Below are 10935 nucleotides of genomic sequence, written 5' to 3' on the forward strand. Positions count from 1 at the left end.
GGTGGCTGAAAACGGGGAAAAATTCGAGGCGTTAGATTTCGGTGATGCGCTGGTAGTCGTCGCTGACGGCGGCCGCGTCCTCTGGGAGCAACGCGACGACGAGGTACTCTGAGTAGTCGTCTAAGTATTCGAGAAGCGACGCGATACGTTCTGAGTCGATGGCTTCGAGCGAGTCAAGCAACATGAACGAGACGGTCTCGTGAACGTCGTGGGCGAGATAGCCAGCGAGGGCGAACACGAGGCCTGTCACCTCCCGCTCGCTTTCGCTCAGGTGGTCAACCGTGTCTTCGTAGGTTGCACCGGAGGCCGTGCTCCGGATGACGTGCAACTCGAACACGCTTTTTTGGACTTTCCGTCGCCCCTCGCGCACTTCACGTTCGATACGTTCGAGCCAGATACGTTCGATATTGGCGTAATCGAGCATCGAGAGCACTGTGTCCATGTGCTCGTTGAAGCCTTCGATTGCCTCTTCTTCGATGCGCTCGATTTTCGTCCGTAGCTCTTCGATGTCGGCTTGCACCGATTCGCGGGTCGAAACGAGGCTGTCGCGCTCTCTGATGCGCGATTCGAGCGTCGAAATCTGGTCTTCGACACGCTCTAAGTCGTTTTCGAGCTTGCCGAGTTCGTACTCCAGCTGGTTGGCTTCGCGATGAACCTCGATAATCTCGCTGTAGGAGTCGTCTTCTACGTCATCGACCGTTTCTTCTATCTGCTCGATTTCTTCGGTCAGCGCCTCACGCCGCTCTCTCAGCGTTTCGATGCTCTCGTTTCGGTCTTCGATTTCGTCTTCGATTTCCGCGAGGCGACGTTCGACCCGCTCGCGTTGCTGTTGTTTTTGCTGGAGGGAGCTCCGTTCTGCTTTCAATTCGTCTAAATCCGACTGAATCTCGTTTGTCGCGCTGATCTTCTGTCGATTTAAATCTTTGAGCTGGCTCACCGTCGACGTTATCTGGTCGGTTTCGACCGCACTGCCACAGGTCCAACACGTCGTTGCGTCGGCTTCGAGCAGCTTGTCGGTGAGCGACCCATCACCGTCACGCTCTGCGCTCAGCGCGTCGAGCAGTTCGCGGTTCGTCCCGTTGAGCATCTCCTCGTTGAATCGGATGATGCTCTGGAGTTCCGTCAGCTCGCTTTCGATGGTCTGTTTTTTTCCGCGCAATCGTTCGATATCTGACTCGATGTCGTTGATTTCACCGACCGGCGCGTCCGGCAGGGATTGTGACTCGTCTTCGAGTTCGTGTTGCTCTTGCTTGAGCGCAGAGAGGCTTTCTTGTTCTGTCTCAAGGTCGTAGCGGACGTCATCGAGCGAGGAGCGCTTCCCGCGAAGTTTGTCGAGCGTTTCTTCGAACTTTTCTTTCTCCTCACGCGACTCTTCTACGTCTGCATCTATCGTCTCAATCTCTTGTTCTTTGGCTTCGAGTGCTTCCTTTTTCTCCTCGATTTGGGCTTCGAGGCGCGTGCGTTCGCTTTCGAGCTCTGGCAGCTTTCCTTTGAGCGAGTCGATTTCTGCAAGTTCGTCTTCGAGCGACTTGCGCTCTGCAACGAGCCGAGAGATTTCGGCTTGAATCTCCTCTGTATCGACCGGGCGCATGATGAGTTCGCGGAGGTCTTCACCGAGGGCGACGGCTCTGCGCGCCTCGTTCGATTCGAGCAAGAACGCAAACAGGTCTGCGAGCGTGGGATTTTCGAGATGTGGGGTTCCATCACCACTCACCACACCGTTGTGACGCGAGAGTGTACGCGTGTAGGTTTCATCCCCAATCGTGAGTTCGACGTAGGCCTCATCTGCGTCGCCCTTGACGGAGACGTTATCGCTCCCGCAAACGGCCATGATGGCCTGTAAGAGCGACGTGCGGTTGGTCGCGTTTCGACCAGCAAGAATGGTGACCCCGGGCGAGAATGTGACATCGGTTTCAGAAATCCCACCGATATTTTCAACGTGAATACTCGCTTTTTCCTTCGTTTGTTGTTCAACGCTCATTCTTATAACACACTGAACGGCGAGTTATCTTAAGTCTTGAGGGTACTTTGAGCGAGAGACTGCCCCCTTGGGATGCTGTTTGGCACACTCGATGTGACACGTCTCTGCTCTCCTCTCAAGAACGCGACCGCCGGGGCGTTTCAGTCGGTCGTTTCACAGTCACATGCACCGTCGTCTAAAAGTTCTGCGACTTCGTACTGGCCGCCACAGTCCTCACAGAACACGCGAACGCTGACCATCACGCGAAACTCACCCAGCGAGAGTCTGTCGGTGTTACGGAGTTGGGCAAGTTTACTCTGGGTGACCGTTTCTGTGCGCCCACGGAGCTTTTGGATGTTCTGTGATTCCCGTTCGAGGCGATCGCCATGGTCCCGGTCATATTCGACACCGCGAACTTTCGTGAGATATGTCCGCACGGCCTGATACGAGACGAAATCACGGGTGAGGTCGTCAATTGGCACCTGTTGGCGCTTGAGGCGGCGTTCAATGCGGAGTTTATCCCCGCTGCTCGTGTCGTCGTTGGTCAAGACCTGATACGCTGTCGCAACTTCGTCATCGACGGGTTGCATTCCCGCGTCAGTCATCGCTTGCTTGAGCATCGCCCGATTTGCACGGTCTGCTAAATCCCGCAGACTCCAATGGTCGTCGCCCGTCGCCGTCCACAGTGCGGCAAGTTCCTCTCCCATGTCGTCGAGTCCGTACTTCGCGAGCTTGCGATGAACCTTACTCCGCCGACCTGCTCGCGTGCCGTCTTCCGACTCGTTCGTGTTTGCCATCCGTAACTACTCTCTGTTCGCAACCCTCATGAGCATTTCCATCACAACAGTACTTCTGTTACACATCAACGACTTCTGGAACTATTGCGGCGATTCACGAACTAAATGTGTATGTGCAGCGGTTTTTCACAATTTTGTATGCTGTTCGCCAGTACTGAACTAGAATACCATTCGAACATTACAATTAATGGGTTGGCGATACGAGAATGTCACGTTTCTGCGCCCTTAGCGCGGATAGGCCAGGTTCAGTTCGATTTCGTTCGCCAACCCGAGCAGAAAGTCTGGAATCTCCTGTTCGAAATACTGGCCTTTGAGACGGTGAGACGGGCCGGACACGCTCATCGCCCCGATTACGCCACCATCTGGGTCTCTCACGGGAACTCCCACGGCGTTCAGCCGCTCTAAATTCTCCTCGCGGTTGAACGCGCACCCCTGTTCTTTGATCGTCCCCAGCTCTGTCAAGAGCTCCTCGCGATCGGTGATCGTATAGCTGGTCACTGGTGGTAGCCCCCACGTTTCGATGATGTCGTGTACTCGTGATTCGGGCAGGTGGGCCAGTATCGCTTTGCCCGCGGCAGTGGAGTGAAGGAAGATGCGCTTTCCGACGCCAGAATCGGTTCGGACCGCGTGCGTTCCCGTCTCCCGAAACAGGTAGACACCTTTGCCGTTTTCCTCGACAATGAACTGAGCGCGCTCTTCGAAGTGTGACGCTAGATTCTCGGTGTGCCGTTGAAACAGCCGATACTTCGGGTGGTTGTCCCGAATTTCCTCGCCTAGTTTGAGAAAACGCCAGCTCAGCCGGTATTTCTCCCCCTCACGGACGACGTAGTCGAGATTCTTCAGGGTCGTGAGATGGTTGTGGACGGTGCTCTTTGCGAGCTCAAGCTCCGTGGCGATGTCGGTCACCCCGGTCTGTTGGCTCTCTGCGAGCAGTTCCATGATGGCGAACGCCGTTTCTACCGATTTGATGTTATCGGTTGTAGTGGGCGTTTTGGGCATATATATGGAAAACCATACCACACATGGACAAAAGGTTTCCGCCCTGACTGTGCCAAATTAACACGCTGGCTGCACCAAATCGCCTACCTTCGTGTTCGGCAGTACTGAACGGAATGTGGATGGATAACGCTATGCATATCTCCGATTTTTTCGAACAAATTCCGCAAATATTGAGATTGATAGAACGGTGCCACCATTCTACATCGGAACTGAGGATGCTGTTCGTACATAGTGTGGGCCCACATCAGACAGCGGTCTGTTCGGCATCGCTGAACACTCTTGCTTGTCGGTGTTCGATGCGACGCAAATGTTGAACTCAGTACGAACGTGGCAATCCGAGCACTTTCGTCCCAACATAGTTGAGGACGAGTTCTTGGGTAATCGGGACGAGGCGGGTCAGTCTGGCTTCCCGGAAGTAGCGTTCGACGTTGTACTCGCGGGCGACGCCAAAGCCGCCGTGACACTGTACCGCCGCGTCGGCGGCCTCGAATGCGGCATCTGCGGCGAGGAACTTCGCCATGTTCGCCTGAGCACCGATTTCTCGGCCCGAGGCCTTCTCCGCGATGTTCGCAGCGCTGTAGGTCAACTGTTTGGCCGCCTGGACGCGCGCGTAGGCTTCTGCGAGCGGGTGTTGAATCGCTTGATTCGAGCCGATTGGTCGGTCGAACACCACGCGTTCGCGAGCGTAGGAAACGCCGCGGTCGATTGCGAGTTCGCCAAGCCCGAGACACTCTGCGGCGATAACCAGCCGCTCTTCGTTCAGGCCGTCTAAGAGGTGATAGAAGCCCTTGTCTTCCTCCCCGATGAGGTTCTCCGCCGGAACGCGAAGCCCCTCGAACCAGAGTTCGAAAGCGTGGACGGCGTTGCTCGCAGTTTTGTCGATTTCTTTCATCTCTAACTGCCCCGCCGCTTCTGCCTCCGAGATGTCGACCAGAAACAGCGAGATGCCGCGAGTGCGTTTTTCAACCTCGGCTTTCGGCGTCGTCCGGGCGACGACGACGAGGTAATCGCTCGCATCGACGCGAGAAATCCAAATTTTCTGGCCGTTGATGACATACTCGTCTCCCTCTTTCACGGCCGTCGTCTCGATAGAGGTCGAATCAGACCCAGCGTTCGGCTCCGTCAACCCGAGCGATTGAATCGCCTTCTCACCCGCGGCGACTTTGGGCAAGAGGTCGGTTTTCATCGCCTCGCTGCCGTATTTCACGAGCGGGACGCTGTTGTAAATCCCGCCGTGGATGGCCTGTGCTGCGGCAAACCCGCCGCCGCTCGCGGCAATCTCCTCCATCATTACCACGGTTTCCGGTGTCCCCATCCCGACGCCGCCGTACTCCTCGGGGATGAGAATGCCGAACCAACCGCCCGCAGCCAACTCGTCGACGAACGCCTGTGGATACTCGTTGTTCGCGTCTTTTGCACGCCAGTACTCGTCGTCGAACTCGCTGCAGATGTCGCGTATGCTGTCTCGTACCAATCGCTGTTGCTCCGATAACTCGACCGTATCGGTCGGAATGTCCACCATCGGACGTTGCTTTGTGTGGGCATCAATAAATCTATGCACTTTGCTACCTTGCCCCGAGGGTTGCGTAGAATCTGGCTCGACACAAACGCTTAACCCCTATTCGCACTGACTATGCATAACAATCGCACGGCCGAGTGGCGAACAGTGGCTAAACTCGTCCGCCCACCGCCGCGACAGAGAGACACTAATGACACGCAATCTACAACGCAAGACGGGACAGCTACCGAGCGGGTCGCCTGCGGCGGCAGCGGCGAGTATCAGCGATGACGCCACGGTCGTTGTGAGTGGGTTTGGCCGCGCTGGGTATCCGAAAGCGGTCCCCCTCGCCCTTGCAGAAAGCGGCCGTGACCTCGCACTCACCCTGATCAGCGGGGGGAGTGTGGGCGACGAAATCGACACCGCCCTCGTGGAGGCGGGCGCGATTGCCCGCCGGTTTCCGTATCAGGCGACCGCAAGCGCTCGCGCCGCAGTCAACGACGGAACAATCGCCTTTCACGACCGACACATCTCCAAACTCGGGGATGAGGTGTTGTTAGGGCACTTTGGCGACCCGGACGTCGCCATCGTCGAAGCCGTCGCCGTCGGCGAAGACTGGTTCATTCCAACCACCTCCATCGGCCACACGCTCTCGTACGTTCGCAGTGCGAAGAAACTCATCGTCGAACTCAACCACGCCCAGCCCCTCTCTCTGGCTGCGCTTCACGACGTGTACGAACGAGAGTTGCCCCCGAACCGCGAACCCATCCCGATTGACGGCCCCGGCGACCGAATCGGTGCGGCGAAGATTTCGTTCGACCCGGGAAAACTCGACTTCGTTGTTGAGACAGACCGCCCGGACAAACCCTACCAGTTTCGCGCGCCAAACGACGTAGATCGCGACATCGCCGCGAATCTGGCCGGATTCCTCGAAACCGAAATCGAAGTGAATCCCCTGTACGAATCCGACGTAAATCTGCAGTTCGGCGTGGGGAGTCTCGGTAATGCACTCATGGCGTCGTTCAAGAGCTTCGACTTCGGCGAACGCACCGTCTCGTACTTCGGCGAGGTCATCCAAGATGGCTTGCTCGATATGATTGACGAAGACAGCCTCGCCTCTGCGAGCGCAGCGTCGCTCGCACTGAGTGCCGACGGCCAGAAACGGCTGTTCGAGGACATCGACCGATACGCGAAGTCGGTCATCGTCAGAAATGCGGATATCTCGAACAGCCCGACGCTCATTGACCGTTTCGGCGTCATCGGCGTGAACAGCGCGCTCGAAGTCGATATCTTCGGCAACGCAAACTCGACGCACCTTGGCGGCCGACACATGATAAACGGTATCGGCGGCAGCGGCGACTTCAGCCGCAACAGCACGCTCGCGGTCATTGCGCTCTCCTCGACGGCGAAAGACGGCGCGATTTCGAGAATCGTCCCCGCCGTCCCACACGTAGACCACACCGAACACGACCTTTCGGTGATTGTAACAGAACAGGGCGTGGCTGACCTGCGCGGGCTCTCGCCGCGCGAGCGGGCAGACGCACTTATCGAAAACTGCGCACATCCCGACTACCGCGACGCACTCCGTGAGTATCTCACACAGGCGACGGCCGACGGCGGCCACATTCCGCTCGACACCGAAACGGCATTCGACTGGACGGGCTAAGCACTGTCACGATGGAAAACCTCCTATAGCAGGCCAGCGTGGGTAGGAGTGACACAGATGACAGAGGACAGCGCACACGCACGGCGACTGGTAGCTGGATGGCAGGGACGGTATTACGAAGATTTCGAAGTTGGCGACATTTACAAGCACCCCTACGGCCGCACAGTAACGGAGACGGACAACATCTGGTTCACGAACATCACGATGAACCTGAACCCGATGCACTTCAACGAGGCGTACGCCTCACAGACCGAGTTCGGCGAGATTCTCGTAGACGGCACGTTCGTCATCGCACTCGCGGTGGGCATGAGCGTCATCGACATCTCCGCGAACGCGACGGCGAACCTCGGGTACGACGACATCCGGCATCACGGCCCGGTGTACCACGGCGATACCCTGTTCGCAGAGAGCGAAGTGCTCACAAAACGCGAGAGCAAATCGCGCGACCACGTCGGGATGGTCACCGTCGAACTTCGCGCCTACAATCAGGACGGCGACCTCGTCCTTTCGCTCGAACGCACGCCGATGGTGCTCAAACGCGAGTACGCACAGCCAAGCGCCGCGAAGCCGACGGGCTGGCCAGACGGCATCGGGACCCAGCCAGCAGACCTCGAAGACGAGTAACGCGGCGCACGAACGATTTATTGCTCTTGGCTCAATTGTCAACACAGCGCATGGGCAACCGCCCGTGACTGGCAAGCACATGAAAATCAAAGCCATCAATCCGAACACGACCCTCGAAATGACCGAAAACATCGGTCGGGTCGCAAACCGCTACACTGCAGACACGACCGAAGTCGTCGCCGTCTCGCCCGAGCGCGGGCCAGTGAGCATCGAATCGTACTACGACGACTACCTCGCTGTGCCCGGACTGGTCGAAGAAATCCTGAACGACACGGACGAAGAGTTCGACGCGTTCATCGTCGCTTGCTGGGGCGACCCCGGTATCGAAGCCTGCAGAGAAGTGACCGAAAAGCCGGTCGTCGGCATCGCAGAGGCCTCGATGTACGTCGCGAACATGCTCGGTGCGACGTTCTCGGTGGCGACCATCCTCCCGCGGGCGAAACACTTCATCGAAGCCGCCGTCAAAAAGACCGGCCTCGAATCGCAGTGTGCCTCCGTCCGGTGTACCGACCTCACTGTCATCGAGACCGAGACGGCGCGCGAGGCCACCGTCGAAGGCCTCCTCGAAGTGAGCTGGCAGGCAATCGAAGAAGACGGCGCAGAAGCTATCTGCCTCGGCTGTGCCGGGATGGGTGGCTTAGACGAGGCGCTCGAAGCCGAACTTCCGGTTCCCGTGGTCGATAGCGTCGGCGCGGCCGCCGTGCTCGCAGAGTCGCTCGTGCAACTCGGCAAGTCCACGAGCAAGGTCATGACGTACAAACCACCCGAGCCAAAACTCATCAAAGGCTACGGCGAGTTGTACCAACAAGGCAACTAATCGATACACTGCTTTTGGGTTGCGTGCGCCGCTAAACCTATTTAGGAGTATGCGAGTCATTAACTGTGAAACAAAGAGAGATAGACCCCATTACCCTCTCGGTCGTCCAGGGCGCACTGGAGACGGCCCAGCGGGAGATGACGACGACGATGATGCACACCGCCCGGTCGAGCGTGCTCAACATCGCCCGCGACTACTCGAACGCGCTGTTCGACGCCAAAGGCCAGATGCTCATTCAAGGGCAGGACATTCCCATCCACCTCGGCAGTCTGATGCCCGCGACGAAAGGAATCATCGAGCGGTTCGCAGATGACGTAAAACCCGGCGACGTGATGTACCACAATGACCCGGCGCACAAGGGCAGTCACATTCTTGATTGCTGTATGTACAAGCCGGTGTTCGTAGACGACGAACTCATGTATTGGACCGTCTCGAAGGGCCACGTCACGGACATTGGTGGGCCAGTTCCGAGTGGCTACAATCCCGAGGCGACCGAAATTTACGCAGAAGGCCTCCGGATTCCGCCCATCAAGCTCTGGGACGGTGGCGAACTCAGAACTGACGTGCGCGACTTATTGCTTGCAAACGTGCGGTCGTCAGAAGACTGGAAGGGCGACCTGAACGCCCAACTCGGTGCGGTTCAAATCGGTGAACGCCACCTCGTCCAACTCGTCGAGCGCTACGGCGCAGACACCGTAAACGCCTGCTTCGACCAGCTACTCGACCGCGCCGAAGAACAGATGCGCGAAGAGATGATGACGATTCCTGACGGCACCTACACCGGGACGGTGCCGCTCGAAGACTCGGGCCACGGTCTTGGCGAAATAGACATCACGGCACACGTCACCATCGACGGCGACGAGGCGCATGTCAAACTCGAATCGCCACCACAGCTACCGTACTACATCAACTCGTATGAGGCGAACTCGGTCAGCGGCATCTACCTCGGATTCATGATGTTCATGCAACTCGACCCACCGTACAACGAGGGGCTCTACCGGCCCATCACCGCGGACGTGGGCGAACCGGGTACGATGACGAACGCGCAGTCACCGGCACCGCACGTCAACTGTACGACGACGCCGAGTGAGACCATCACAGACGCCGTCCGTACCGCGCTCGAACATGCGGTTCCTGACCGAGCAGTTGCTTCGTGGGGTCACACGAGCGGCGTGAACATTGCGGGCACGAAACCCGATAGCGGAAAACCGTACACGACAATGGTGCTCGCGTCGATTATCAGCGGTGCGGGCGCGTCGAACGACGACGACGGCTGGCACTCTCGGGGCCCGCTCTGTTGTTTCGGCGCGCTGTCGAGCGGTGACGTCGAGATTATGGAGCACATGTACCCGTTCATCCTTCACCAGTACGGGCTGCGCCCGGACAGTGGCGGTGCGGGCCACCACCGCGGTGGCTGTGGCACCATCTGGGAGGTCGAACCCCGCGACCACGAGATGCAGGTCATCATGTGGGGCGAAGGGCGGAAAAACGAGACGCCGAACGCACTCGGTTCCTACAACACGCTCACCGAGCCGAAACTCGGGCGGGTTGAGCATCTGCACGCCGACGGCGACGTAGACGAGTATCGTGAGAACACCATCATCGAAGTTTCTCCGGGCGAGCGCGCAATCAACTACAACCCCGGCGGCGGCGGTGTGGGCGACCCGAAGACCCGCCCAGTCGAGATGGTGGAAGAAGACCTGCGAAACGGGATTGTCACGCCACTCGGTGCGACCGAAGAGTACGGTGTCGCGGTGAACGACGACGGGACGATTGATATGGAAAAGACAGCAACGCTGCGCGCGAGCGCGGAGGGTGAGAACTGATGTACCGACTCGGTATCGACAGCGGCGGGACGTTCACGGACTTCGTCCTCGCGGGCGACGGCACGCTGAACGTCTACAAGACGCCCTCGACGCCCGACGACCCATCGCGTGCGGTGATGGACGGCATCGAACTGATTGCAGACGACCTCGACACCGACGTGTCGGGGCTGCTCAAATCTATCAACATCATCATCCACGGGACGACCGTGGCGACCAACGCGCTCATCGAGCACACTGGCGCGAAAACCGGCCTCATCTGTACGGCGGGCCACGAGGATTCGCTCGAAATCCGCCTCGGCCACAAAGAGGACGGCCACCGCTACGACACGGCCTACCCGATGGCCGAAATGCTCGTCCCACGCCATCTCCGAATGCCCGTCCGCGGGCGCATGCTCTCTGGCGGCGAGGAACACGAACCGCTGAACGAAGACGACGTGTACGCGGCAATCGAACACTTCCGCGAGGAAGACGTAGACGCCGTCGCCGTCTCGCTCGTCTGGTCGTTCGAAAACCCCGCTCACGAAGAGCGGGTGCGCGAGATTCTCGCAGAGGAACTCCCCGACGTGTACACCTCGCTTTCAGTGGATGTCCTCCCGCAAATCAGAGAGTACACCCGGACGAGTACGACCGTCGTCAACGCCTACGTGAAGCCAACGCTCGACCAGTACGTCGCACGCGTCGACGAGTACCTTGAGGACCACGGCTTCACCGGCCAGATTCGCTACATCCAGGCGAACGGCGGCATCGC

The 10935-nt window shown here is 58.4% G+C and carries 9 protein-coding genes; 5 read left to right on the plus strand and 4 right to left on the minus strand.

The window, feature by feature from the left end:
- Positions 1-31: 31 nt before the first annotated feature.
- From V5N12_RS16385 to V5N12_RS16400, 4 genes are all read right to left on the minus strand, one after another.
- A complete protein-coding gene (locus tag V5N12_RS16385) occupies positions 32-1981 on the minus strand; it encodes an archaea-specific SMC-related protein (RefSeq protein ID WP_332900305.1) in 1950 nt (649 codons plus the stop codon).
- A gap of 140 nt (positions 1982-2121) precedes the next feature.
- Positions 2122-2757: a rod-determining factor RdfA gene (gene rdfA / locus V5N12_RS16390; RefSeq protein WP_332900306.1), complete on the minus strand. Its 636-nt coding sequence runs from the start codon at positions 2755-2757 to the stop codon at positions 2122-2124.
- Between the two features lie 225 nt (positions 2758-2982).
- The gene (locus V5N12_RS16395) at positions 2983-3756 is read right to left on the minus strand and encodes an IclR family transcriptional regulator (RefSeq protein ID WP_332900307.1); all 774 of its coding nucleotides are present in this window, start codon (positions 3754-3756) and stop codon (positions 2983-2985) included.
- 316 nt (positions 3757-4072) lie between these two features.
- Positions 4073-5278, minus strand: coding sequence for an acyl-CoA dehydrogenase family protein (locus V5N12_RS16400; RefSeq protein WP_332900308.1), 1206 nt, complete (start codon positions 5276-5278; stop codon positions 4073-4075).
- 187 nt (positions 5279-5465) lie between these two features.
- Here V5N12_RS16400 and V5N12_RS16405 point away from each other — a divergent pair, with 187 nt between their 5' ends.
- The 5 genes from V5N12_RS16405 to V5N12_RS16425 all read left to right on the plus strand — a co-directional run.
- Entirely contained in the window at positions 5466-6920 is a 1455-nt protein-coding gene (locus tag V5N12_RS16405) for an acetyl-CoA hydrolase/transferase C-terminal domain-containing protein (protein ID WP_332900309.1), read from the plus strand.
- 57 nt (positions 6921-6977) lie between these two features.
- Positions 6978-7544 (plus strand): MaoC family dehydratase, encoded by a 567-nt coding sequence (locus V5N12_RS16410; RefSeq protein ID WP_332900310.1) that lies wholly within the window; start codon positions 6978-6980, stop codon positions 7542-7544.
- Positions 7545-7608: 64 nt separating this feature from the next.
- Positions 7609-8361, plus strand: a complete 753-nt coding sequence (locus V5N12_RS16415; RefSeq protein WP_332900311.1) for an aspartate/glutamate racemase family protein — start codon at positions 7609-7611, stop codon at positions 8359-8361.
- Between the two features lie 65 nt (positions 8362-8426).
- Entirely contained in the window at positions 8427-10187 is a 1761-nt protein-coding gene (gene capB / locus V5N12_RS16420) for a caprolactamase subunit beta (protein ID WP_332900312.1), read from the plus strand.
- A partial coding sequence (locus tag V5N12_RS16425; protein WP_332900313.1) for a hydantoinase/oxoprolinase family protein occupies positions 10187-10935 on the plus strand: 749 nt, incomplete at its 3' end. The genes capB and V5N12_RS16425, both read left to right, overlap by 1 nt.

Origin of the sequence: Haladaptatus sp. CMSO5 (assembly GCF_036689885.1) — an archaeon.
GTDB lineage: Archaea > Halobacteriota > Halobacteria > Halobacteriales > Halococcaceae > QDMS2.

Excerpts from the sequence above, each read along its gene's own strand:
- V5N12_RS16385 (WP_332900305.1), bottom strand. The coding sequence starts at position 1,981 with ATGAGCGTTGAACAACAAACGAAGGAAAAAGCGAGTATTCACGTTGAA.
- rdfA (WP_332900306.1), bottom strand. The coding sequence starts at position 2,757 with ATGGCAAACACGAACGAGTCGGAAGACGGCACGCGAGCAGGTCGGCGG.
- V5N12_RS16395 (WP_332900307.1), bottom strand. The coding sequence starts at position 3,756 with ATGCCCAAAACGCCCACTACAACCGATAACATCAAATCGGTAGAAACG.
- V5N12_RS16400 (WP_332900308.1), bottom strand. The coding sequence starts at position 5,278 with ATGGTGGACATTCCGACCGATACGGTCGAGTTATCGGAGCAACAGCGA.
- V5N12_RS16405 (WP_332900309.1), top strand. The coding sequence starts at position 5,466 with ATGACACGCAATCTACAACGCAAGACGGGACAGCTACCGAGCGGGTCG.
- V5N12_RS16410 (WP_332900310.1), top strand. The coding sequence starts at position 6,978 with ATGACAGAGGACAGCGCACACGCACGGCGACTGGTAGCTGGATGGCAG.